Annotated in this window: 16 protein-coding genes; 7 read left to right on the forward strand and 9 right to left on the reverse strand. The window is 63.8% G+C overall.

Annotated features, from left to right (window positions below):
• Nucleotides 1-43 precede the first annotated feature (43 nt).
• From MJ643_RS00555 to MJ643_RS00580, 6 genes are all read right to left on the reverse strand, one after another.
• Nucleotides 44-1,351, reverse strand: coding sequence for an MFS transporter (locus MJ643_RS00555; protein WP_013972442.1), 1,308 nt, complete (start codon nucleotides 1,349-1,351; stop codon nucleotides 44-46).
• A 98-nt stretch (nucleotides 1,352-1,449) separates the two neighbouring features.
• Nucleotides 1,450-2,667, reverse strand: coding sequence for a fumarylacetoacetate hydrolase family protein (locus MJ643_RS00560; protein ID WP_038409573.1), 1,218 nt, complete (start codon nucleotides 2,665-2,667; stop codon nucleotides 1,450-1,452).
• Between the two features lie 20 nt (nucleotides 2,668-2,687).
• A complete protein-coding gene (locus MJ643_RS00565; RefSeq protein WP_013972440.1) occupies nucleotides 2,688-3,746 on the reverse strand; it encodes an Ldh family oxidoreductase in 1,059 nt (352 codons plus the stop codon).
• A gap of 34 nt (nucleotides 3,747-3,780) precedes the next feature.
• Nucleotides 3,781-5,322, reverse strand: a complete 1,542-nt coding sequence (locus MJ643_RS00570; protein WP_013972439.1) for an altronate dehydratase family protein — start codon at nucleotides 5,320-5,322, stop codon at nucleotides 3,781-3,783.
• Nucleotides 5,323-5,626: 304 nt separating this feature from the next.
• A complete protein-coding gene (locus MJ643_RS00575) occupies nucleotides 5,627-6,580 on the reverse strand; it encodes a LysR family transcriptional regulator (RefSeq protein WP_023663019.1) in 954 nt (317 codons plus the stop codon).
• Between the two features lie 34 nt (nucleotides 6,581-6,614).
• Nucleotides 6,615-7,562 carry a LysR family transcriptional regulator gene (locus MJ643_RS00580; RefSeq protein ID WP_247726579.1) on the reverse strand — a complete coding sequence of 316 codons (948 nt, stop codon included), beginning with the start codon at nucleotides 7,560-7,562 and terminating at the stop codon, nucleotides 6,615-6,617.
• Between the two features lie 101 nt (nucleotides 7,563-7,663).
• Here MJ643_RS00580 and MJ643_RS00585 point away from each other — a divergent pair, with 101 nt between their 5' ends.
• Nucleotides 7,664-8,977 (forward strand): L-fuconate dehydratase, encoded by a 1,314-nt coding sequence (locus MJ643_RS00585; RefSeq protein ID WP_038409471.1) that lies wholly within the window; start codon nucleotides 7,664-7,666, stop codon nucleotides 8,975-8,977.
• 65 nt (nucleotides 8,978-9,042) lie between these two features.
• The gene (locus tag MJ643_RS00590) at nucleotides 9,043-10,353 is read left to right on the forward strand and encodes an MFS transporter (protein ID WP_038409470.1); all 1,311 of its coding nucleotides are present in this window, start codon (nucleotides 9,043-9,045) and stop codon (nucleotides 10,351-10,353) included.
• Between the two features lie 188 nt (nucleotides 10,354-10,541).
• On the opposite strand, the gene MJ643_RS00595 is transcribed toward MJ643_RS00590, so the two are convergent.
• From MJ643_RS00595 to MJ643_RS00605, 3 genes are all read right to left on the reverse strand, one after another.
• The gene (locus tag MJ643_RS00595; protein WP_024086927.1) at nucleotides 10,542-11,897 is read right to left on the reverse strand and encodes an aminotransferase class I/II-fold pyridoxal phosphate-dependent enzyme; all 1,356 of its coding nucleotides are present in this window, start codon (nucleotides 11,895-11,897) and stop codon (nucleotides 10,542-10,544) included.
• Complete coding sequence (locus MJ643_RS00600) at nucleotides 11,897-13,282, reverse strand: hypothetical protein (protein ID WP_013972369.1); 1,386 nt, start codon at nucleotides 13,280-13,282, stop codon at nucleotides 11,897-11,899. Before MJ643_RS00600 ends, MJ643_RS00595 begins: the two co-directional genes overlap by 1 nt.
• 512 nt (nucleotides 13,283-13,794) lie before the next feature.
• Nucleotides 13,795-14,817 carry a zinc-dependent alcohol dehydrogenase family protein gene (locus MJ643_RS00605; RefSeq protein WP_038409469.1) on the reverse strand — a complete coding sequence of 341 codons (1,023 nt, stop codon included), beginning with the start codon at nucleotides 14,815-14,817 and terminating at the stop codon, nucleotides 13,795-13,797.
• 206 nt (nucleotides 14,818-15,023) lie between these two features.
• Between MJ643_RS00605 and MJ643_RS00610 the strand changes: the two genes are divergently transcribed.
• From MJ643_RS00610 to MJ643_RS00630, 5 genes are all read left to right on the forward strand, one after another.
• The gene (locus MJ643_RS00610; protein ID WP_038409468.1) at nucleotides 15,024-15,938 is read left to right on the forward strand and encodes a LysR family transcriptional regulator; all 915 of its coding nucleotides are present in this window, start codon (nucleotides 15,024-15,026) and stop codon (nucleotides 15,936-15,938) included.
• Between the two features lie 263 nt (nucleotides 15,939-16,201).
• Entirely contained in the window at nucleotides 16,202-17,749 is a 1,548-nt protein-coding gene (locus MJ643_RS00615) for a TIGR02677 family protein (protein ID WP_208209331.1), read from the forward strand.
• Complete coding sequence (locus MJ643_RS00620; protein ID WP_208209330.1) at nucleotides 17,746-19,014, forward strand: TIGR02678 family protein; 1,269 nt, start codon at nucleotides 17,746-17,748, stop codon at nucleotides 19,012-19,014. Before MJ643_RS00615 ends, MJ643_RS00620 begins: the two co-directional genes overlap by 4 nt.
• Complete coding sequence (locus MJ643_RS00625) at nucleotides 19,011-23,156, forward strand: TIGR02680 family protein (protein WP_208209329.1); 4,146 nt, start codon at nucleotides 19,011-19,013, stop codon at nucleotides 23,154-23,156. The genes MJ643_RS00620 and MJ643_RS00625 overlap by 4 nt, the downstream gene beginning before the upstream one ends.
• Nucleotides 23,153-24,427, forward strand: coding sequence for a TIGR02679 family protein (locus MJ643_RS00630; RefSeq protein ID WP_208209328.1), 1,275 nt, complete (start codon nucleotides 23,153-23,155; stop codon nucleotides 24,425-24,427). Before MJ643_RS00625 ends, MJ643_RS00630 begins: the two co-directional genes overlap by 4 nt.
• The last annotated feature ends 26 nt before the right edge of the window (nucleotides 24,428-24,453 follow it).

Here is a 24,453-nt window from a genome sequence, read left to right on the forward strand (position 1 = left end):
CTGCCTTGCGTCGCGATTGGGGCGCAAAGCGCCCCCCCGGAATTCACACCTGTTCCGTCGCCCCGATTATCTCCGCCGCCTTGACCTTGGCACTGCCAATCGGCGCCTGCAGCAGCAGGAAGTAGGCCACCGCCGAACACAGCGCCACTACCGCACTGATCATGAACGCCGTGGTGAACGAGCCCGAATACTGGATGCTGAAGCCGGTGACGATCGGCGCCACCGAGCCGGCAATGTAGCCGCCGAAGTTCTGGATCGAGCCAAACGAGGCCACGCGCTGGCTGTCGACGATGGTGTTGACAATCATCCAGGCGGTGGCACTGGCCATGTTGATGCTGAACAGCGCCAGGCACAGCAGGATGATGCAACCGGTCAGGCCGGTGACGAACGACAGCGGCAAAGTGAACAGCGCCGCCAGCACCAGGCCGGTGATGACACTGAACTTGCGGCTGGCCAGCACGCTCATGCCGCGCTTGACCAGCAAGTCGCAGAAGCGCCCGGCAACGATCGTGCCCGCTGCGCCAAAGCCATAGGCCAGCGACACTACCCAGGCAGTCTTGTACAGGTCCAGGCCGTGCTCACGCTCGAAGTAGCCAGGCAGCCAGGTCAGGTGCAGCCAGAGCATGTAGATCACGCCCATGAAGCCGAGCACCGCGCCCCAGGTACTGCGGTGCTTGAACAGGTCGAGCCAGCCGGCGAAGTACGAGGCCTTCGGCGCATGTGCAGTGGCTGCAGGCACCTGCTGCCCACTCGGCAACGGCTTGCCCTCGGCAGCAAGCTCCGCCAGGTAACGTGCCTTGCTTTTGTAGAAGGTCAGCCAGCACAGCGCCAGCACCACGCCGATCACACCGGTGATGATGAACATGCCGCGCCAGCCGAAGTTGACCATGAACAGCGTCAGCAAGGGTGGCGCCAGGCACGGGCCGAGGCAGGTCGAGGACCAGACCACGCCGGTCGGGGTACCGCGTTCATTGGCATCGAACCACTCCGACAGGGCCTTGGCCGCCGACGGGAACATAGGCGCCTCGCCAATCCCCAGCAGCACCCGCAGGCCCATGAAGCCGGCGAAGCTGTTGACCATGCCGAACGCTGCCTGGGCCAACGACCAGCCCAGCAGCGAAGCGCCGAGGGCGATCTTGCTGCCCAGACGGTCGATGATCATGCCCATCGGCAGCTGGGCAAAGGCATAGGCAATGGAGAACGCCGACAACAGGATGCCCATCTGCGACGGGCTGATCATCATGTCTTTCTGGATCGAGGTGTTGGCGATCGACAGTGCACTACGGTCCAGGTAGTTGACGATGCCGATCAACAGCAGGAACACGACGGTGATGCGTTGGTACTTCTTCATAGGGTTCATGTGATGACCTTTATTATTATTGTTGCCGCGCTGTCAGCGCCTTGGCGGTCCTTCGTTCAAGCTGCGCCCTCCCTGACGCAGCGCGCCGCTCAAGGCTGGCGCGCGGTGGTTGCAACTTCCAGCAGCCCGCGTCGGCCGAGGCTGTCGATCAGCGCACGCAGGCCAAAGTGCCACTGCGGTGCCAGGTCGCTGGTGGTCACGCGGTTGCACAGGGTACCCAGTTGCGGGTTGCTGATGCTCACCACATCGCCCGGCTTGTGGGTGAAGCCGTTGCCCGGTTGGTCGCGGTCCTGCTTGGGGGCGAACAAGGTACCGAGGAACAGCACCAGGCCGTCGGGGTACTGATGGTTCTCGTTGAGGGTTTGCTGCACAAGGTCCTGCGGGTCGCGGCTGATCTGGCGCATGGAGCTGCGGCCGGCGAGGATGAAACCGTCTTCGCCCACCACCTGCAAGTCCACCTCGGCGGCGCGCACGTCGTCCAGGCCGAAACTTTCGTCGAACAGGCGCAGCAGCGGGCCAACCGCGGTGGAGGCATTGTTGTCCTTGGCTTTGGACAGCAGCAAGGCGCTACGGCCTTCGAAGTCGCGCAGGTTGACGTCGTTGCCGAGCATCGCACCCTTGATGCGACCATCACTCGACACCGCGAGCACCACTTCCGGCTCGGGGTTGTTCCAGCTCGACTTGGGGTGGATACCGATGTCGGCGCCGTGGCCGACCGCCGACAGCGGCTGGGCCTTGGTGAACACCTCGGCATCCGGGCCAATACCCACTTCCAGGTACTGCGACCACAGGCCCTGCTCCACCAGCACCTTGCGCAGCGCCTCGGCCTGGGCCGAGCCCGGCACGATCTGCGACAGGTCGGCGCCGATGCGGCTGGCCAGGGTGTCACGGATGGCATCGGCCTTGGCCGGGTCGCCCTTGGCCTGCTCTTCGACCACGCGCTCCAGCAGGCTGGTGGCGAAGGTCACCCCAGCGGCCTTCACCGCCTGCAGGTCGATGGGTGCCAGCAGCCATGGCTGGCGCGGGTCGCGTCGGGCCGGGTCACTGTTGCCCAGCAAGGCTGGCAGCCCGATCAGTGGCTCGGCCAGCGGCAGGCCGCGCAGGTAGGCCACCGGGTCGGCCAACTCCAGCAGGGCCGAGACGGTGGCTACATGGGCGCTGATGTCGTGCACGGCACCGGCCTTCACCAGTACCACCGCAGGGCCCTGCTCCGGCAGCCAGACCCGCCCTACCCAACTGCCGCTGTCGAACGCGCTGGCATCGTGATTCAGTGGCAGCGGTCGCTTGCCGTTCGCTCGATCAGTCATGTGTGTACCCTTACTGTCATTCATTGGGAAAGTGCCGGCAGTTGCAGCTGCCCGGCCAGGCGGTCAAGGTCGGCCACCAGCTGTGACGAAAGGCTTGCGCCCTGCTCCAGGGCCTGGCGGCGCAAGGCAAGGCCAGCCTGCCCAGGCAGGCGCACCGGGCGCTCGGGGTCGAGTGGCCGGCTGGCCAGGACCAGCCGGCCGAGGAAGCTGGTTTCGTCGGTGAACGCTTGCAGGCCGCCGAAGAAACGCGGGTCGATGACCACGGCGGTGGCCGAGGCACCCCACTGGTCTGGTGCGTCCTTGCGGCCATGGCCGGCCAGCCCCGAGGTCAGGGCTTCTACCAGCAGCGCCAGGGCGAAACCTTTGTGGCCGAAAGCCTGGCCACCCAAGGGCAGGATGCTGCCTTGCGGGCTGGTGAAGAAGTCGCGCGGGTCGTCGCTCAGTTGCCCGTCATTGCTCACCAGCACCGGGTGCGGCAGGCGGCTGCCGGCGTCGCGGCACTGGCCGACCAGGCCGAGGGTGACGGTGGACATGCTCACGTCCAGCAGAATCGGCTCGCCCTGGGTCGGGATGCCCGCGGCAATCGGGTTGGGGGTGTACACCGGGTCGACGCCACCATGGGCGCAGACCAGCCCTACCGACGGGTCCGAGGAATACAGCATGGCTACCAGGCCCTGGTCGGTGTAAGGCTTGAGGTAGGCTGCCAGGCAGCCGATATGCGCGGCACGGCGCACAACGGCGATACCGATACCCTGCAAAGTGGCGCCCTTTGCCGCGCAGTCCAGAGCACGGCTGACGCAGTACGGCCCCAACACGTAGTGGCCATCGAACAGGCTGGAAATGCCACTGTCCGACACCTGCTCCAGTACCTGAGCGCGGGCCTTGACCTGGCCGCCGAGCATGCCGTCGATGTAGCGGCTGACCAGATTCAGGCCATGGGTGCGATGGCCCAGCAATTCGCCTTCGAGCAGTACCCGGGTCACTACCTGGGCGACTTCGGCGTCGGCGCCGGCCTTTTCGAACAGCCGCTCGACGAAGGTGGTGAGCGTTTGCACGTTGTAATGTGTGGCTTGAGTCATTGCGGTTGCCTCGGAAATGGGACAGGGCTGGCGATCAGGTCACGGCACCGATCTGCCAGGGCACGAATTCGTTCTGCCCGTAGCCGTGCAGCTCACTCTTGCTGCGCTCACCGGAAGCGATGCGCAGCATCTGTTCGAAGATGAACGCGCCGCGCTCCTCGATGCTGGTGGAGCCGTCGGCGATACCGCCGCAATTGACGTCCATGTCTTCTTCCTGGTGCTCGAACACCCGGTTGTTGGTGGCCAGCTTGATCGACGGCGCCGGGGCGCAGCCGTAGGCCGAGCCACGGCCGGTGGTGAAGGCAATCAGGTTGGCACCGCCAGCGACCTGACCGGTGGCCGAAACCGGGTCGTAACCGGGGGTATCCATGAATACCAGGCCCTGGGCGTGCACCGCTTCCGCGTACTGGTACACATCGACCAGGTTGCTGGAGCCAGCCTTGGCCACCGCACCGAGGGACTTCTCGAGGATGGTGGTCAGGCCCCCGGCCTTGTTGCCGGCCGAGGGGTTGTTGTTCAGCTCGGCGTTCATGCGCTGGCAGTAGTCTTCCCACCAGCGGATGCGGGCCACCAGCTTTTCGCCAACCTCGCGGCTGACCGCACGGCGGGTGAGCAGGTGCTCGGCACCGTAGATTTCCGGGGTCTCGGAGAGGATTGCGGTGCCGCCGGCGGCCACCAGACGGTCGACGGCATTGCCCAACGCCGGGTTGGCGGTAATGCCGGAATAGCCATCGGAACCGCCACATTGCAGGCCGACCACCAGGTGCCGTGCACTGACCGGCTGTCGCTGCACCTGGTTGGCCTCGGCCAGCAGCGCCTTGACCTGCTCGATACCGGCGGCGATGGTTTTGCTGGTGCCGCCGATACCCTGGATGGTGAAGGCGCGCAGCTGGGCGCTGGCCTGCAGGCCCTGGGTTTCCAGCAGGCTTTCGATCTGGTTGGTTTCGCAGCCCAGGCCGATGATCAGCACGGCAGCGAAATTGGGGTGTACGGCGTACCCGGCCAGGGTGCGGCGCAACAGGCCCAGGGCTTCACCGCTGGGGTCCACCGCACAGCCGGCGCCGTGGGTCAGCGCCACCACGCCGTCGATGTTCGGGTAATCAGCCAGCACTTCAGGGTGGATGTCGCGGCGAAAATGGTCGGCCACGGCCCGGGCCACGGTCGCCGAGCAGTTCACCGAGGTGAGGATGCCGATGTAGTTGCGGGTGGCGACCCGGCCATCGGTGCGCACGATGCCCTGGAACTGTGCCTCGCGGCCGGGCTGGCTGCGGGTGTCGACACCGAAGGCGTAGTCACGGGCGAAATCGCCCATCTGCACGTTGTGCACATGCACGTGTTCGCCGGCGTCGATGGCCTGAGAGGCAAAACCGATGATCTGCCCGTAACGGCGCAGGGGCTGGCCCTGCTCTACACGCTCGGTAGCGAGCTTGTGGCCCGAGGGGATCGGCTGACGCACGGTAATCGCCTCGGCGTCCAGGCGCATGCCTTGCGGCAGGGCCTGGCGGGCGATGAGCACGTTGTCCAGCGGGTTGAGGCGGATGACGGCAAGGTCACCGGATTTGGCAATCAGTTGCATGGGACCTCTCAGGGCGGTGCGGCTGGCTTCTTGTTATGGCTGCGACCACTGTAAGAAGCCTTGGGCAACATTCCCAATGAGATGATCCGATCGTGCGATAACCTTGGGTTATCAAAAGTAGGTATCAGAGCGCGTTTATCAATCACTTTGAGGGCCATTGGGGCCGCTGCGCAGCCCTTCGCAGGCAAGCCAGCTCCCACACCGACTGCATTGACATCAAGCCATGCGCTGTCCCTGCGGGAGCAACTGTCTTGCTCAAATTCCACAAGCTGGCGCGATCGCTGTGGGAGCGGCCCCATGGGCTTTATCTCTGTTCCTGCTGACGGCGCCGCGCGCCCTCCAGCAAAATCTCGACAAACGCACGGGCCGAAGCGCTCAGCGGCTCGTCCTTGCGGGTAACTACGCCGTACTCCAGCGCCGCCAGGTGCAAGGGGCTGCGCAATTCTTTCAGTTGGCCGCTGGCCAACTGCGCGGCAACCATCGAGCGCGGCAACATGGCGATCATCGGCGCCGCCTGCAGCAATTGCAGGAACATCGGCATGGAGATGGTTTCAACGCTGTCGGCAGGCGTGGCAATGCCGGCAATCCGGAAGGCCTGCTCCAGGCGGTTGCGGATCGGCGTGCCCACCGGGTACAGCACCCACGGCCAGTCGCCCAGCGCTGTCAGCGGCGTGCTTTCCAGCTGGTTGAGCGGGTGCTCGCTGTTGACCACCAGGCTGAACGGTTCCGGCTCAAGGGGCTGAAAGTCGAACAGCTGGCTGAAGCGTTCTTCGGTGAAGCGGCCAATCATGATGTCGAGCTTGTTCTGCTCCAGCATGGTCAACAAGTGATCGCTGGAATGCTCCACCACTTCGATCGACAGCAACGGGCTGCGCGCCTTGATCGCGGCGATGGCCTGCGGCAACACCAGCGCGGTGGCGGCAAAGATCCCGCCAACGCGGATAAAGCCGTGCCCGCCATTGCGCAGGCGGTTTACCTGGTCGACGAACTGTTGCGACTCGGCCAGCGCGCCTTGGGCATAACGCACCACATATTCACCCAGTTCGGTGGGTGGCATGCTCCGCGGCAGGCGCTCGAACAGGGCGAAGCCGAACTGCTCCTCAAGGTCACGCAACATCTTGCTCAGTGCCGGCTGGCTCAGGTTCATGCGCGTGGCGGTGGCGTGCATGTTGCGGGTGCGCGCCAAGGTGTCGATCAGCACCAGGTGCTTGTAGCGGATCCAGTTGCAAAAGCTGGAATGGGTCATGTCCGGCGGCATTGACGCAGGGCCTCAGGCAAGTGAAAAGGCAGGGCTATTGCGCCCGCAGGTAGTGCAGCAAGGTGTCCAGGGCAACCGAGTTGGGCCGCGAGCGCAGGGTCAGCACGCCCAGGTTGGCCATGGCCAGCGGCAGTTCCACCGGCAGGATGGCGACCATGCCATAGCGGGCATAATGCTTGGCCACATCATCGGGCACCACCGCAATCATCTCGGAGGCTTCGAGCATGGCGGTGGTAGCCAGGATCGAGGCAGTTTCGACGATATCCAGTGACTGCACCATGCCGCCGGCCTGCAGCGCGCTTTCGACGCGGCGGCGCATCGGGCTGCCGATCGGGTGCAGTATCCAGGTCGACGCCACCAGGTCGGCCAGTTGCAGCCCGGTGGCATTGGCCAGCGGGTGGCCTGCGCGGGCGATAACGCGCATCTGCTCACCGCCTTCGAACAGTTCGATGTTCAATTCCTGGCTGTCGCTCTGGTCCGGCAGGCGCCCCACCACCATGTCGAAGTCGCCACGCAGCAAGGCCGGCAGCAAGGTGTCGCTGGTGCCAACCTGCAGGGAAATGCGCACTTTGGGGTGATCGCGCTTGTAGGCCAGTACCGCCCTGGTCAGCACACCCGGCACCGGGCCCATGACGCTGCCCACCCTCACCAGGCCCTGAGCCCCGCGCGCCAGCTCGGCAATCTGCGCCTGGGCGTGCTCGAACTCATGCAGCGCGTTCTGCGCATAGCGGATCATCACTGCGCCATACAGCGTCGCTTGCATGCCCCGTGGCAAACGCTCGAACAAGCGTACGCCAAGACGTTCCTCGAGCTGTTGCAGCAACAGGCTCGCTGCCGGTTGCGTGGTGTGCATCGCCGCGGCAGCACGGCGCAGGTTAGCGAACTCGCCCAAGGCGTTGAGCAGCGTGATCTGCCGGCTGGAGATCTTCAATGCGCCGAGGCTGGCAGGCGCCTGGGCGCTGTCGGGTGGCAATCGAGACATATCGAATCCGGTATCGCTGGTTAAGATTTGGCGATTATGCCTGTATCGCTCGACAACCTACAGTCAGGTCCCCCAGTGCTTGAACAGAACAAGAGCCGACCATGAGCATACGTATTACCCACCTGAGCGTTCGCGACATTCGTTTCCCCACTTCGCTGTCGCTGGACGGCTCCGACGCCATGAACAGCGCCCCCGATTATTCAGCGGCCTATGTGGTGCTGCACACCGACGCCGAGGCCCTCGAAGGCCACGGCCTGACCTTCACCATCGGCCGAGGCAACGAGATTTGCGCGGCGGCGGTGCAATCGCTGGCGCCGCTGATCGTCGGCCTTACCCTGGAGGAAATCACGGCCGACATGGGCGGTTTCTGGCACCGCTTCACCGTCAGCGACAGCCAGTTGCGCTGGCTGGGCCCGGAAAAGGGCGTGATCCACCTGGCTACTGCCGCCATCATCAATGCCGTGTGGGACCTGTGGGCCAAGCACGAAGGCAAGCCGGTGTGGAAGCTGCTGACCGACATGACGCCCGAACAACTGGTGCGCTGCCTGGACTTCAGCTACGTCACCGATGTGCTCACCCCCGAAGAAGCCATCGCCCTGTTGCGCCGCCAGGCCCCGGGCAAGGCCCAGCGCGAAGCGCAGATGCTGCGCGAAGGCTACCCCGGCTACACCACCGCGCCGGGCTGGCTGGGCTACAGCGAGGAAAAGATGCGCAAGCTGGCCCGCGAGGCGGTGGAAGATGGCTGGACCCACATCAAGCAGAAGATCGGTGCGGACCTGGAGGAAGACATTCGCCGCGCCAGCATCCTGCGCGACGAAATTGGCTGGGAGCGCACCCTGATGATGGATGCCAACCAGGTATGGGGCGTCGAGGAATCCATCGCCAACATGCGCCGCCTGGCCGCCTTCGAGCCACTGTGGATCGAGGAGCCGACCAGCCCGGACGACATCCTCGGCCACGCCGCCATCCGCCAGCGCATTGCGCCGATTGGCGTGGCCACCGGTGAACATTGTCACAACCGGGTGATGTTCAAGCAGATGTTCCAGGCCGGCGCGCTGGACTTCTGCCAACTGGACGCGGCCCGCCTGGGTGGCCTGAACGAAGTGCTGATCGTGCTGCTGATGGCGGCCAAGTACGACGTACCGGTGTGCCCGCACGGCGGCGGTGTCGGCCTGTGCGAATACGTGCAGAACATTGCCCTGTTCGACTACATCGCGGTATCGGCCTCGCTGCACAACCGGGTGCTGGAGTACGTCGACCACCTGCACGAGCATTTCATCGACCCGGTGGTGATCCGCCGCGGGCGCTACATGCCACCGCAACGCCCGGGCTACAGCATCGAAATGCATGCCGAGACCCTGGAACGCTACCAGTACCCCAACGGCGCGGTGTGGCTCGACATCAACCGTTCCTGACCCACCTACCTGGGTGTGCCGCCTTTGCGCGGCACGCCACCAGCACTTTTCACGGGGAAAAAACAATGACAATCCTCACCGGTACTGCAGCGGCGCCCGCCCCTGCAGCCACCACCGAACAGCGCCTGAACGGCCTGCTGCTGCGCAAATTGATGCCACTGCTCATCGTTGTCTACGTGATGAGCTTCCTTGACCGGACCAACATTGCCCTGGCCAAGGCCAGCATGGGCATCGACCTCGGCCTGTCGGCAGCGGCCTACGGCCTGGGCGCCGGCCTGTTCTTCCTCACCTACGCCCTGGCCGAAGTACCCAGCAACCTGATCATGCATCGGGTGGGCGCACGCTTCTGGATCACCCGCATCATGATCACCTGGGGCCTGCTCTCGGCGGGCATGGCCTGCGTCCAGGGCGAAACCTCGTTCTACGTCATGCGCCTGTTGCTCGGGGTCGCCGAAGCGGGCCTGTTCCCCGGCGTGATGCTGTACCTGACCTACTGGTTCGACCGTGAACAGCGTGCCCGCGCCACGGGTTACTTCCTGCTGGGCGTGTGCCTGGCCAACATCCTCAGCGGCCCGCTGGGGGGTGCGCTGCTGGAAATGGACGGTGTGCTGGGCTGGCACGGCTGGCAATGGCTGTTCGTGCTCGAGGGCCTGCCGGCAGTGGCCCTGGCCTATGTGGTATGGAAGAAACTGCCCGATGGCCCGGCCTCGGCGCCCTGGCTCTCGCCCGCCGAAGCCGAGGACATCGAGCGCCGTCTGGCTGCGGAGCGGGCCGCCGCACCGCAGCAGAGCAAGTTGGGGCAGATGTTCCGCGACCGGCAGATCTGGCTGGCGATCGTGGTGTACTTCGTGCACCAGATCACCATCTACACGGTGATTTTCTTCCTGCCGGGCATCATCGGCACCTACGGCGCGTTGTCGCCCTTCCAGGTCGGCCTGCTGACCGCCGTACCGTGGATTGCTGCCGCCATCGGCGCCGCCACCTTCCCGCGCCTGGCCACCTCGCCGAGCCGTTGCCGCACCCTGCTGTTCGGCGGCCTGCTGACCATGGCGGCCGGGCTGCTGCTGGCGTCGCTGGCCAACTCGTTCATCGGCCTGATCGGGTTTTCGCTGACTGCCCTGATGCTGTTCGTGGTGCAGTCGATCATCTTCGTCTTCCCCTCCAGCCGCCTGAGTGGCAGCGCCCTGGCGGCAGGACTGGCCTTTGTCACCACCTGCGGCCTGTTTGGCGGTTTCGTCGGCCCATCGGTGATGGGCCTGATCGAGCAGGCCACCGGCAGTACCCGCAATGGCTTGTGGATCATCGCCGCGTTGCTGGTGATGGCAGCGCTGGTCAGTACCCGCTTGCGGCAAGGGCAGGAGCAAGCGAATCGCTGACAGGAGGCGCTCATGGAACAACTGTGGGAGCGGGCATGTCGAGGCGTCGAACCGCCGCGAACACCGGCGAAGCCGGTGCCATACACCGAGCTGTACGCTTCGCGGGCACGCCCGCTCCCACAGGGAATGTGACACGCTCTTGAGCATTGTTCCCTGAACGACAGCGCAGCCCGAGCAACCCCGACGGCTCAAGGAGTAACCCCGGCGGGCCGGCCACAGCGCAGTTCCAGCACCTGGGCCAGGCGCTCTACCGCCTGTTGCAGCTCCCCCGGGTGATCACCCAGCCAGGCCATCGCCAGGCACTGCTGGTAGCGCCCCTGCAAGCTGAACTGCTCGCCCGGCATTGCATGCAGCGCTGAACCCGCCAACGACGCGGCAATATCCGCCCACGGCAGTGGCTGGCGAAAGCGCACCCACAGTGTCCGGCCACCCTCCGGCATTTCCAACACCACCCGCTGGCCGAACTGCAGCTGCAACTCACGCGCCAGGCATTGCATACGCTTTTGCAGGTCCGTACGTAGCCGCACCAGTTGCGTCTCGATCTCGCCTTTGCCCAACATGTGCGCCAGCGCTTGCAGGCGAAGCGGTGCAAGCCGAAACGCACGCTCCGCGAAAGCCTTGGCCAGCCCGGCATCATGGCCCAGCAAGTAGGCATAGGGCGCCTCGCTCCCCACTGCGGCATCGAACGCCCCCATCACCAATAGCCAGCGGGGGTCGACCCAATCGCGCAGGCGCATATTCGGCGGCCCGCTGTAACAGTGCTCACTGTCCAGGTCGTTTTCCAGCACCCATACAGAGTGCTGCCCAAGCATCTGGCCAAGCTGCTGCTGATAGTGCGGTGATACCAGCCGCCCCTGCGGCATGCCAAGGCACGACGGCATCACGAGCATGCACACCGGCTCGCTATCCAGTAGCCAGGCCAGGGCGCGCAGGTCCGGGTTGCCGCAGGTATCCAGTGGTACCTCCAACACTCGCATGCCAGCGCGGGCCAACGCGCGCAGTACCTGCCAGCAACAGGGCGAGTGCACCACCACGGTTCCACCTTGCACAGCCAACGCCGCCAGCAAGGTCTCCAGCAACGCCTGCACATCCGGAGCCAACTGAACGTCCTCGGCACGCCAGTACCGGTTGGAGGAACGGGTATAGCGTTCTGCGACGGCATTGCGCAGGCGGGCGCTGCCGGGCGCGTCCCAAGGGGCACCATTGTGCGTGCGCTGACGTGCCAGGCGCCGTTCGTGGCTGAGCAGGGTTCGCTCCAGCATCGGCTGTGTCGGCAGGGGGGCCTGCAGGGGCATGGCCGCTGCAGCATCCTTGGCAGCGCCCTGTACGTAATAGCCCGACCTGGGCAGGCATTGCACGCGGCCCTCCTCTTCCAGCAGGCTGTAGGCACTCTGTACGGTGGCCAATGACACCCGCAACCGCCGGGCCAACTCGCGCAACGACGGCAAACGGCAGGGGCCACTTCGTGGAGCCTGGTCGATCAAGGCTTCCAGGTAGCGATAGACCTTGCGATAGGCGAACTCTCCGGCGCCCGATTGCTCCATCAAGGCGGCCCCGCATGACCACGCCGCCGCCCCGCTGCCCGCCGCGGCAGCAACCTCAGCTGTACATCGCGACGGGCCAGATGGCTCATCAGGCGCCAGGAGGCCAGCGGCAGGCCCCCGCCATAGATCAACCTGAGTTGCCCCAGCGGCAGGCCGCTGGTGTTCACCAGCCAGTTTTTCACCGCTTCAGGGCAGGGTTTACCCTGCAAGGCCCGATGCAGATATGGCAGCGCCACCAGCATGTCGGCATGCCAGCACTGCAGAAAGCGCTCCAGGTTCTTCCCCTGCCTGGCAAACGGGCTGAACAGCAGGCACACCTGTTGGATCTGGTTGATGCCGTATGCCCTGCCGAACTGCAGTTGATGCACATCGCGCCGCTTGTTGGCGCCCGGCTGGCCAGCCAGCCGCAATGCCGGGCGACTTGCCTGCGGTTCGAGACTGCGCGCGTGCAGTTGCTGCAACTGCGCCGGGGCCAACGGCTCGACGAACGCGGCCAATGGCCGGGCGTCCTGGCCCCCCTCGAAGCGGCAACCGAGCATGAGGTCAAGCTGCTGTTCTTCGAGCAATGGCGGCAGCAGGTCGTCAATGGCAATCAACCGCACCGGCGTGTTTTGCGGCGCCGCCCCCACGGCCGGTTCCGCCAGGGCGCTCGATGGGCCCCCGATGCTGCCGTGCAGGCGACTGAGCCCCTGTGCCAGCGTCGCCAGGCACTGGTGCACCGCATGCGAACCCCGCTCCCCTGCCAGGCGCAAGCTGCGCCGTGCCCAGGCAAGGTACCGGCGGCGCTGGCACGCCGGGATGGCGGTGATCAATACATCCGCAGGGGTATGGGCCTGCAGCGCAAAGCCCACCGCGGCCGCCAACTCCAGGTGCAGACGACTCCCTAGCAGCGCTTCGGGGCTGGCGTCGACCAGGTGACCGAACATCAGCATGGCGTCCCTCGCCAACAGCCAGCTCTCGGGTGCGGCAGGAGCATGCCGGCTGAACGGTACTACTTCACGCCCCCTGATCATCTGCAGTTGCACCCGCGGGTCATCCTGCAAGAACAGCGCATTGAAGCCGCGCTCATGGCATTCGAGCGTGGCACTGTCAGCCACGGGCAGGCTCACTACCAGCACCCGCAGCTGGAAGGTTACCGGCGCACGCAGGGCGATACTCAGTTGTGCGGCACGCAGCATCGCCAGCAGCCGGGCGCTGCGGTGATCGTTGCCTTGCAGCACCAGCAAGCGGTAGGTGCCGATGTATTCTGGCCCGCCTGCAGCAACCAGCAGCCGTTGTATCAGCAACTGCAAGGAAGCACGCTGCGCCTGTGACATATGACTGAGCAAGCGCTCGAGTACTTGCTGGTAGATATAGTGCATTGCCTGGTCGTGAATAGCAGTCACGAAATCACCTCATCAACTTCATGCAGCCAGCGCACGTTGATCAGAGAACCTGAACATCAACATGCCCTGAACTTTTCCAGAAGAAATTTCCTACAACTAATTGGAAGTAATGACGTAACCAGTCACTGTCGCCAAGACATCGAGAAAAACGCATCGTAGCGACGCCCCGCCGCTGCCATACACCGCCCTGGCCTGGGCATAGCCATGCTCATTCCACGCTCCTTGCGCAAACTATCATTGAGCCATTATCGAGGGATGCAAGGCGAATAGAAGATACAGATCAGGGTAAAAAAACCATTCAGAAGAAGTGAGAAAACACATTGACCGCGAGGGAATAACAATTCAAGGCAAAAAGCTTGGCCGGATATTTCGACCAACCTCCGGTGATAGCTTAAATATAATCCCCATCTCTTTTTATTGTAGGAAATTTCCTTTTTTGAACATCAATCATGATGTACCAGACACAAAAAACCCGGGACTCTGCCCGGGCTTCCTGATGACGCAGACCGCTGTCAGTGTTGCGCCATGTCCAGCACTACGCGCCCGCCGCATGGGCATTGGTCCATGTAGCGATGCGCCTCGACCACCTGCTCGAACGGGTAAACCTTGATGATCTGCGGTGTCAGCAACTGGTCGGCAGTAAACTGGTTGATATCGCGCAAGGCGCGCTGCAGCGCCACCTGGTCCTGGCTGATACCCAGCTCCGGCTTGCCGGTGAAGTTGCCGATGCAGTGCACATAGAACTGGATGTTCTTCTGGAACGCCGCGCAAGCCGGGAACGGCGTCTGATTGCCGCCTTGCAGGCCATACAGCACCAGGCTGCCACGCGGTGCCAGGACATCGCCCAGCAGCGACATCTGCGGCCCGCCCATGCCATCGAGGACCATGTCCACGCCACGGCCATCGGTGTACTTGCCAACCTGCAGCAACAGGTCCTGCTCTTCGGTGACAATCACCTTGTCGGCGCCCAGGCCCAGCAGGTACTCACGCTGATCCGCCTCTTTTGTGGCGGCAAACACCTTCAGCCCCAGGGCCTTGCCCAGTTGCACGAAGGCAGGGCCCGCGCAGTGGCTGGCGTCGGTGACCAGCGCAGTCTGCCCGGCCTTGGCCCGGGCCAGGTCGACGTAGGCGAAATAGGCGATCAGCAGCGGCGTGTAGTGCACGCTGGCCTCGATCGGGGTGAGCACATCCGGATAACGGGTAATGGCCGAACGCGGCAGCACGATGACATCGCCATACACCGGGTGGTCGTTGGCACTGGTGGCCGGGAAGCTGGCAACCCGGTCACCCACCGCAATATCCTCGACCCCTTCGCCGACCGCGGTCACCACCCCGGCCATCTCGTGGCCGATCCCCGCCGGCAGGCGTGCCTGGGACGGTGCCAGGTTCTGGCGCCAGAGCACGTCATACCAGCTGACGCCAACCGCCTCGACGCGGATCTGTACCTCGTCGGCAGCAGGTGACGGTTCGGCCTGCTCCTCGCAACGGAGCACATCGGCAGCGCCGAACTTGTGGAAACGGATCATGCGGGACATCGCATACCTCGCCTTTGTGAACCTCTAATTACCACGGACTTTATCCGGGCTTTGCCGGTTAGACCATCAGTGGTCATTAATAGTCGACATGCTTGTCATCGATTGGGCACCTGACTTTCCCTGCGATTGGTCCCCCTAAACCCGTGCAGGGTACCAGCCTTTGGCCTTAAGATTCACCTCTGCCCCACTTTAGGCGAAGCGCACCGATGAATCGAAACGACCTGCGTCGCGTAGACCTCAACCTGCTGATCGTGTTCGAAACGCTGATGCACGAGCGCAGCGTGACCCGTGCCGCGGAAAAACTGTTCCTCGGCCAGCCCGCCATCAGCGCGGCCCTGTCGCGCCTGCGCAACCTGTTCGACGACCCGCTGTTCGTGCGCACCGGCCGCAGCATGGAGCCCTCGGCCCGGGCCCACGAAATCTTCGCCCTGCTGTCCCCGGCGCTGGACTCGATTTCCACCGCCGTCAGCCGCGCTGCCGAATTCGACCCGGCCACCAGCAATGCGGTGTTTCGCATCGGCCTGTCGGACGACGCCGAATTCGCCCTGCTGCCGCAGCTGCTCAAGCGCATCCGCGCCGAAGCGCCGGGTATCGTGCTGGTGGTACGCCGGGTCAATTACCTGCTGATGCCGACGCTGCTGGCCTCGGGCGAGATCTCGGTGGGGGTCAGCTACACCAGCGAACTGCCAGCCAACGCCAAGCGCAAGGTGCTGCGCCGCAGCATGCCGAAACTGCTGCGCGCCGACAGCGTGCCCGGCGCTATCACCCTGGACGACTTCTGCGCGCGGCCGCATGCGCTGGTGTCGTTTGCCGGGGACCTGTCGGGGTTCATCGACGAGGCGCTGGACGAGATTGGCCGCAAGCGCCACGTGGTGCTGGCGGTGCCGCAGTTCAACGGGCTGGGGAGCTTGCTCGCGGGCACCGATATTGTCGCTACGGTGCCGGATTACACGGCGGATGCGTTGACCGCGGCGGGTGGGTTGCGGGCTGAGGATCTGCCGCTGGATGTGCGTAGTTTCGAGCTGCACATGGCCTGGCGCGGGGCGCAGGACAATGACCCGGCAGAGCGGTGGTTGCGGTCGCGGATACAGATGTTCTTCGGGGATCCTGACAGTCTTTAGGGGCTTGGCGTATGCTTGTTAGCTGATCATTTCTGCGTTTTTCTAGCCTCGAATAGCTATTTACTTCCAGCTAATTGCTACATTTGGGGCATATTTGAGGGCATGCTTTGGATGGTTTGAAAATGATGCCCCCAACCGAAGATGCTCAGCGCCCCGACACAAAAAACTCCTAAGTATTTCGCTCGCAGGGAAAGCTTGGCAAATAGCGAAGAGAACTGAAGAATGGTCTCATCGATCACGGAAGGTCACTGAGGTAGAATTTGGTGATTCACAACTCATCCTGGCCGGAAGCTTCAGCGGATTTGTTCCGCCACGCCACTGCGGAAAAGGCGGCCCTCTATCGTGCCATCATGGAGGCGTTCGCTGCTGCCAAGCGCCAGTACCGCCTGCAATTACGGCCCGACGAAGTATTATCTGAAGCAAACTGGAGTCATCGGACGCCACCGGCTCAGGAAGAGGTTGCCGCTGCATTAGCTCAATTGGCGACCTGGGGCAATCTCGAATCGCAGCCGGACATGACGCGTGTATCCACGCTCAACGATTATTACCGGGCACGTTTTCTCTATAGGCTCTCGCGCGGCGGCGAGGCGGTAGAGGCCGGCCTGATAGCGTTCGCGCAGAGCCTACGTCATCGTGCAGAACTGCAGACAGTCGCGCTGGAGGACATAGACAGCCGCTTACGAGCCTTGCAGCGATTGATGGCTGAGGCACAATCCGGCAACGACCTTGATACCGCCAAGGCACATGAGATTCTGCGCGACCTAGTGCGAGTGTTTGAGGGTCTTACTGAAAACGCCCAGGCGTTCATGGCTGGAGTGGCACGTAGTCTAGAGCTGCAGCAAGCCGACGCCACCGCATTGGTCGCTTACAAGCGACGGCTGATCGACTATCTCGAGCGCTTTATGGGTGATCTGATCCGCCGCTCCGATGCCATCGCCCGCACGCTGCATGAACTGTCCGCCATCATCGAGTATGTCTTACGCCAAGTCGCTGCACGTGAAGCGCGTGATGCCGCCCCCGACGACACTGGCGAGCAGGCAGAGGAAACGCAGCGTCGCCAGGATATCTGGCGCGAGCGTTGGAAAGGATTGCGTGGCTGGTTTCTGGCCACCGGCAACGAACCGCCTCAAGCAGAACTACTGCGTGCCCGAGCGCGATCGGCGATTCCGCAACTGCTTAGCGCCATCGCGGCAATTAATGAGCGACGCAGCGGGCGCAGCGACCGATCGGCCGATTTCCGAGTGCTGGCGCAGTGGTTCGCTGCATGCGACAGCGACGACGATGCACACCGTCTCGCGCAAGCAGCGTTCGCGCTGCACCCAGCGCGCCACTTCTCACTAGAGGTTGCTGATGCGGACGACGTGCCAGCGAGCACCTCTTGGCTGGATGCACCTCCGCTGATCATCAATCCGCGCTTGCGCGAGTATGGTGAAGCCGCACCGCGCGGCGCACTGGCGAAAGTGCGCGATCGTAGCCGGGATCGGGCGCTGATGGCTCAGCAATTGGCGGAGGAATCGCGCCAGGTCGAGGCCGCGCGCCGGCGATTGGCGAGCGGCCGCCCGACACGCTTATCGGAGCTGGGCGAGCTCGATGTGCATGCCTTCGGCCTCTTTCTGGGATTGCTTGGCGAGGCACTGGCTGAACAACAGGATCCGAACAGCCCTGTCGAGCGCCAAACGGGCGACGGTCTGCTGCATATTCGCCTGGAACCTTTGGCTGAAAACAGCCGCGCCCAAATCTGCACGGCAGCCGGGATGTTCTCCGGCCGGGATCATCTGCTGACGATCCGGCTCACCGAGGACAGATCATGAGCATACCCTCGTCCCGCCGTGGCACCCGACATGTCGGAGAAACACAGAAGGCGCAGCAGCAAGACGAATTCCGCCGGGCTCTGCGTAGCCTGCTGATGTGCCCGCTCATGCCGCCAGGGCACGCGGATTTCCCCGCCGTACGTCGCCAAGCCGAGCGCCTGCGCGAGTGGTTCGCCCGCGAGACCGGCTGGCCGCTGCATGTGGACCGCGAGGGTGCCCGCCTGTTCAAGCGCCCGGCCGACCTGTCCGCTCCGACCCGCGGCCTGCCGGACTATGACCGGCGTCGCTATGTACTGCTGTGTCTGGCTGCTGCAGTGCTGGAGCGAGCCGACCCGCAGATCACCCTGCGACAGATCGGCGAACGGATCGTACAACAAGCCGCCGACCCGGCATTGCAGACATTGGGTTTCGCCTTCACCTTGCACTGCGCTGCCGAAAGACGCGAGTTGGTCATGGTGTGCCGTACCCTCCTGGCTCATGGCGTTCTCGAACGTGTCGCTGGCGAGGAAGAGAGTTACGTACAGGACGGCAGCGGGCCACAGTCCGACGCGCTCTACGACATTCACCGGCGCTTGCTGGCCGGCCTGCTGGCGGCGGTGCGCGGGCCCTCGACCTGGAGCACAGAGGAGACTCCGGGAAATACCGAGGCGCGGCTGCATGCACTGGTGGCCGGCTTTACAGCGGACAGCGAGCAAGGCAGGCGCGACGCCATACGCCACCACCTGGCGCGACGCCTGCTCGACGATCCGGTGCTGTATACCGACAGCCTGGATGAAGAGACGCGCAGCTATTTCCTCAATCAGCGTGGTGTTCTCGCCAACCGCTTGTGTGAAGCCACCGGACTGGTCGCCGAGCAACGCGCCGAAGGCCTTTCCCTGATCGACGAGAGCGGGCAACTGACGGATGTAGCCATGCCCGCCGAGGGCACTGAGGCTCATGTAACGCTGCTGGTAGCGGAGTACCTGGCCCGGCGTCTGCGGGATAAACGTGCCCCATTGCGAGCGACAGAAAGCGAGATTGCCCTGTTCCTGCACGAGGCCGCTGGGCGATATGGTCGCTACTGGCGCAAATCGGCGCGCTCGCCAGGCGCCGAACACGAGCTGGCGGAAATCGCCATCGCTCGCCTATGTCGTCTGGGCCTAATGCTGCGTGATATGCATGGCGTACATCCGTTGCCCGCCATTGCCCGCTTCTCCCTCGGACAGACCGAGGTGCGCAACGCCCAAGGGGCCGAAACCCTGTTTCTAACCGAGCCTGACGCATGACCAGCGACCTATTCATCACCCCCTCCCGCCCCGCACTGCCCAAACCTCTGCGCGAACGCTGGCAGCCCTTACGTCTTGGCCTCGTCGAACTGTTCCACTACGACAGTGAGGAGTTCTGGTTCCACGATGGTCATTTACTTCTGCGCGGCAATAACGGCACCGGGAAATCCAAGGTGCTGTCGCTGACCTTACCGTTGCTGCTGGACGCACAATTGCGCTCGTCGCGCGTCGAGCCCGACGGTGATAGCGGCAAGAAGATGGCCTGGAACCTCCTGGTCGGCAACTATCCCCGCCGTATCGGCTACAGCTGGATAGAGTTCGGCCGACGCGAGCGCGATGGCCGCCCCCGCTACCTGACCCTGGGGGTCGGTTTGTCGGCAGTCGATGGCCGGGCTCAAGTGGACAGCTGGTTTTTCATCCTGGAAGGTGACGGCACGACACTAGACCCACGTATCGGCGAAGATCTCTGGCTTACCACTGCCGAGCGCCAGGTTCTTACTCGCGAACGCTTGCGCGATGCACTTGGCGGACGCGGTCAACTATTCGAAAACCATCAGCTGTATCGCCGTGCCGTGGACGAGCGCCTGTTCCAGCTAGGGACACGGCGCTACGACGCGCTGATGGATACGCTGATCCAGCTGCGCCAGCCACAACTGTCGAAGAAACCCGACGAAACCGGCCTTTCCAATGCTCTGAGCGAGTCGCTGCCACCGCTACCACCCGAGCTGCTGGGCGATGTGGCCGAAGCGCTCAACCAGTTGGAGGAAGACCGCATTCAATTGGAAGAAACGCGCCTACTGGAGCAAACCGTCACCCAGTTTGAACGACGCTACCGAATCTATACCGGTATGTTGGCGCGGCGCCAGGCACGAGAACTACGCCAGGCTCAAACCCATTTCGACAACGCCAGCGAGGCTCGCAATCAAGCGCAGGCTGAACTCGCCGGCGCACAGAACGCGCAGGGTGAGGCTTTTGCGGAGCACGAAGCCGCGAAGCTGAAGTATTCGGCGGCCCGGGAGCTGGTAGATACGCTGCAGAGCGATCCCGCCAACCAGGACGCCAACCGTCTTGCCCTGGAAGAGCGTAATGCCACTGAACGGCAACATGCAGCTCACACGGCAGGCCGACAGCGCGATGAAGCGCGTAGCAAACTCAATAGCGAAGTAGAACTGAGCCAGCGACGGACCGCTGCGGCCATTCAAGCTCGCGATGAGCTGGAAAAGTCGCGTACTCGTACGCTGGACGCGGCCGAAGCACTCGCTATAACAGCAGACCTCGCAATCAACCCACTGCTTAGCCTTGAAGCCGAAGCGCTCGCGGCACATCCGCCCGAGTACAGGGCCGCTGAAGAAGCCCTGCGCGAGCTGGTGAGGAGTCGGCGCCAGGACATCGCCCATCTGCGTAAGCGTCATGCCGAAGTTAGCCAACACCAAGCGGTACTGGCGGACAAGCAAGAACACGCTCGAACCATTCGCGGTGAAATGGACATAGCACTGGCGCAACGCGAGCGGGCCGACCAGCAAGCAGAACAGGCAGGCAGCGCGTTGCTCGAAGCCTGGTCCGAGCACTGCACAAGCCTCATCCAACTGCGCTTCAATGCTGAGCAGCCCTTGCTACAACTGGCCGAGTGGGTGGCCCTTCCGGAAGTCGAAAACCCGGCGCAAGTGGCACTGGACAACGCCTGGCAGACGACGCTGCAACGACACGCCGCCCAACAGGCGGAGTTGGACAGTTACCATACCAGCCTGGACAAGCAGCGCGCCGATATCGAGGACGAGCGCACCCGCCTGGCCGCCGGCGAAGATGCGCTGCCCGCCGAGCCGCTCACCCGGGCCAGTGGTGTGCGTCTGCAACGGCACGGCGCGCCGCTCTGGCACCTGGTGGATTTCCACCCGAGCCTGGATGCCGCGCAACGGGCCGGGCTGGAAGCCGCCCTGGAAGCCAGCGGCCTACTTGACGCCTGGCTGTCGCCAAATGGGGTATTGAGCGATAGCGACGGTACGCCGCTGCTCGATAGCAGCTGGCACCAGCGCGCGCCAGTGAATGGTGCCAACCTGAACGCTGCACTGATCCCGGCATTGCCCGAGGCCTGCCCGATCGCACTAGCAACGCTGACTGCACTGTTGGAGGGCGTGGCTTACGGCACGCAGGAGCCGAGCGATGCCGAAGCCTGGTTGTCGCCTGATGGTCGCTATCGTCTGGGGCCGCTGGCAGGTGCCTGGCAAAAAACCGAAGCAGGCTACATCGGCCGCAGTGCACGGGAACTGGCACGACAACGACGGCTGGAAGCACTCGCCACCCTCCTTGCCGAACTCGACATGGCGCAAGCCAAGCTCGAACGACAATACGAAACCCTGGCCGCCGAGCGCAGCCAAGCCGAACGGGAACGGAAAAGCATACCCTCCGAGCGCCCACTGCACGATGCGATTGCTGTCGCGCTGCAGGCCGCTCGTGATGTCGATCGGATCCGGCAGCTGTTGGTGCTGGCCGAAACACGCAGCCAGGAAGCCAAAGACGCATGGCAATCGGCACGCGAGCAGTTACACCACGACGCGACCGACCTGAGCCTGCCGGCAGAGCTCGAGCTGCTACCAGCAACCGAAGAGGCCTTGGAACACTTTGCCACCGTCCAGGCGCACCTGGTCCAGGCGGCACGCGAGTGGCAGCGCGCATGGCCCGATCAGTGTCAGCAGCAACAGCGCGAAGGCGAAGCGCGCAGGGTGCTGGAACAGGCTGAGGAAACCCTGATGGTCGCCGACGAGCAGGCTGAACAGGCCCGGGTCCGCTTGGAGACACTACGCCAGTCCATCGGCCAGCAAGTGGAAGAATTGCTGGCCAAACTGGCCACCGCGCTCGCCGGACGTACCCAGGCCGAGCAGGACGCCGAAACACGCCGCACGGCGCTGGGCGAAGCGGAAAAACGGCTGGCCGTGATCGCAGCGCACGTCGAACGCACTGAGCAGACTCTGAGCGAGCGTAGCAACGAGCGCGCCATGGCCGTCGAACGCCTTCGCCATTTCAGCGCCAGCGGCCTGCTGGCCGCCGCATTGCCGGACCTGCAATTGCCTGAGCATTGGAGCATCGACCCGGCGCTGAACCTAGCCCGCCGCATCGAACAGGCGCTGGCTGACATCGCCGATGACGAAGCCACTTGGGCGCGCGTACAGAAACAGATCGCCGAAGACCTAAGTGAACTGCAGCGCGGGCTGAGCGCCTTGAACCACCAGGCCATCTCAGAACCCAACGATTGGGGCATCACCGTCACAATCCAGTACCAGAACCGTGCCGAGCGCCCCGATACCCTCGCGCTACTGTTGGCCGAGGATATTGCCCAGCGCAGCGAACTGTTGTCGGCTCGTGAGCGTGAAGTTTTGGAAAATCACCTCCAGGCAGAAATCGCCGCCGAGCTCCAGCGACTGATGCGAGCTGCCGACGACCGCGTCGAGGCGATAAACAACGAATTGCACAAGCGCCCAACCACCACTGGCGTACGCTACCGCCTGCTATGGGAGCCGCTATCAGTCGAGGAAGGCGCACCGGCAGGCCTGGAGGCCGCACGCAAGAGCCTGCTCAATACCAGCGCCGACCTCTGGTCGACCGAAGACCGGCGTGCGGTCGGTACCATGCTGCAACAGCAGATCGCCGCCGAACGCGCCCTGGCCGACGCTGACAGCGCAGGTAGAAGTCTTCTCGATCAACTCGCCCACGCGCTGGACTATCGCTATTGGCATCGTTTCCGCATCCAGCGTCAGCAGGATGGTCAATGGCGCAAGCTGTCTGGACCGGCCTCCAGTGGCGAACGCGCGTTAGGCCTGACCGTCCCATTGTTCGCCGCTATCGCCAGTTTCTACGGCCACGGCGGCAGTCCCTTGGCGCCACGCTTGATGCTGCTCGACGAAGCCTTCGCCGGTATCGACGATACCGCCCGCGCCCACTGCATGGGCCTGGTGCGGGAATTCGACCTGGATTTCGTCATCACCAGCGAGCGGGAGTGGGCCTGCTATGCGGAGCTACCTGGCGTGTCGATCTGCCAGTTGCAGCGTCGCGAAGGTATCGATGCGGTGTTCGTCTCGCGCTGGACCTGGGATGGACGGGCTAAGCGACTCGAAGAAGATCCTGATCGCAGGTTCCCCTTGGCATGAAGACCAGCCCCGACTTACGTCTACAGCGCCTGCTCGGCGGGCCAGCACTGGCCGCCCTGCGCCAGCGCCTGCGCCGCCGTTTTGAGCTCGCCGATGCCGAGCAGTCGCTATCCTCGGTTCACTTGAGCAACCTTGCCGCGGAAGAGTACTCGGCTCTTTGCCAACTGACCGGTCGCCCCTCACGAATAGCTTGCTCGATGACGCTGGACATTGCCGAGCTCGATGCACGACTGCGTGAGGCCGGGCTAGCCAACTCGCTACAGGATGCGCTGGCGCAACTGGATGGCCCCATTGTTGCGAAAGCCAGCCTGCGTAAAACGCTAGCGGCACAATGGTCGGCCCTCACGACCTCGGCGTCGGCCGAAGGCAGCCCTCTCCTCTGCGCCTGGCTGCAAAACGCGGCAACCTGCATGCCCCTGCTCAAGCGTCTTGGGCGCGATCCCGCGCGCGCCAATCAGCTACTGGCAGCGACTGATACTGTGCTCCGCCGTCTGCCCGAGGAAGGACTGCCTCGCTCGCAACTTGCCGCCGAAACGCTGGGCGATGCCCATGCGCTGGATCCCGGCCGTCCTGTTGCGACCCTGGTACTGTCGGCCTGGCGCCTGCACGAGCGCACGGGCGGCTCTCAAGAAGATGAGGCAACAACCGAGACTGGCGGTGGAGCCGAAGAGCGTGTGCGGGAGGTCTGGTCGAGGGCGGGAGTTCTCGTCAACGAGCTGGCCCGCCCTGCTCTCTTTCTTAACTTGCCTGCGCTGCCAGACACAGCCCACACCTGGCTGCCTGGCGAGCCCGCCTACCTCTCACTGCGGCAATTGGTTCGCAAGCCGTATTCCTGGGCAGTAGACGGACGGAATGTGTACGTATGTGAAAACCCGAACATAGTAGCCATCGTCGCCGACCGTCTGGGTGCCGATAGTGCTCCATTAGTCTGCACCGATGGCATGCCCGCCGCTGCGCAGCGAATTCTACTCGACCAGTTGGCCGCCGCCGGCGCGCGCCTGCACTACCATGGCGACTACGACTGGCCAGGGATCGTCATCGGCAATCACGTCATGCGTACTTGGCAGGCAGTCCCTTGGCGATTCGGCTGCAGAGACTACCTCGAAGCGGTGATGGTAGTGCAGACGCGACCGCGCGATTTGGCCCTCAACGGGGTCGAGGCTCTATGGGACAAAGAGCTGCACACCGCCATGGACACCCAAGGGCTCGCAATTCCAGAGGAAGCGGTTGCCAGCACTCTCTTAGACGATCTGAGCCATGGGGAAAAGTAATCCGCCCGATCATCAACAGAGCATCT

The sequence above is a fragment of the Pseudomonas sp. PNPG3 genome, assembly GCF_023093815.1.
GTDB lineage: Bacteria > Pseudomonadota > Gammaproteobacteria > Pseudomonadales > Pseudomonadaceae > Aquipseudomonas > Aquipseudomonas asiatica.

Coding starts and splice junctions, on each gene's coding strand:
- MJ643_RS00555 (WP_013972442.1), bottom strand. CDS start 1,351: ATGAAGAAGTACCAACGCATCACCGTCGTGTTCCTGCTGTTGATCGGC.
- MJ643_RS00560 (WP_038409573.1), bottom strand. CDS start 2,667: ATGACTGATCGAGCGAACGGCAAGCGACCGCTGCCACTGAATCACGAT.
- MJ643_RS00565 (WP_013972440.1), bottom strand. CDS start 3,746: ATGACTCAAGCCACACATTACAACGTGCAAACGCTCACCACCTTCGTC.
- MJ643_RS00570 (WP_013972439.1), bottom strand. CDS start 5,322: ATGCAACTGATTGCCAAATCCGGTGACCTTGCCGTCATCCGCCTCAAC.
- MJ643_RS00575 (WP_023663019.1), bottom strand. CDS start 6,580: ATGCCGCCGGACATGACCCATTCCAGCTTTTGCAACTGGATCCGCTAC.
- MJ643_RS00580 (WP_247726579.1), bottom strand. CDS start 7,562: ATGTCTCGATTGCCACCCGACAGCGCCCAGGCGCCTGCCAGCCTCGGC.
- MJ643_RS00585 (WP_038409471.1), top strand. CDS start 7,664: ATGAGCATACGTATTACCCACCTGAGCGTTCGCGACATTCGTTTCCCC.
- MJ643_RS00590 (WP_038409470.1), top strand. CDS start 9,043: ATGACAATCCTCACCGGTACTGCAGCGGCGCCCGCCCCTGCAGCCACC.
- MJ643_RS00595 (WP_024086927.1), bottom strand. CDS start 11,897: ATGGAGCAATCGGGCGCCGGAGAGTTCGCCTATCGCAAGGTCTATCGC.
- MJ643_RS00605 (WP_038409469.1), bottom strand. CDS start 14,817: ATGTCCCGCATGATCCGTTTCCACAAGTTCGGCGCTGCCGATGTGCTC.
- MJ643_RS00610 (WP_038409468.1), top strand. CDS start 15,024: ATGAATCGAAACGACCTGCGTCGCGTAGACCTCAACCTGCTGATCGTG.
- MJ643_RS00620 (WP_208209330.1), top strand. CDS start 17,746: ATGAGCATACCCTCGTCCCGCCGTGGCACCCGACATGTCGGAGAAACA.
- MJ643_RS00625 (WP_208209329.1), top strand. CDS start 19,011: ATGACCAGCGACCTATTCATCACCCCCTCCCGCCCCGCACTGCCCAAA.
- MJ643_RS00630 (WP_208209328.1), top strand. CDS start 23,153: ATGAAGACCAGCCCCGACTTACGTCTACAGCGCCTGCTCGGCGGGCCA.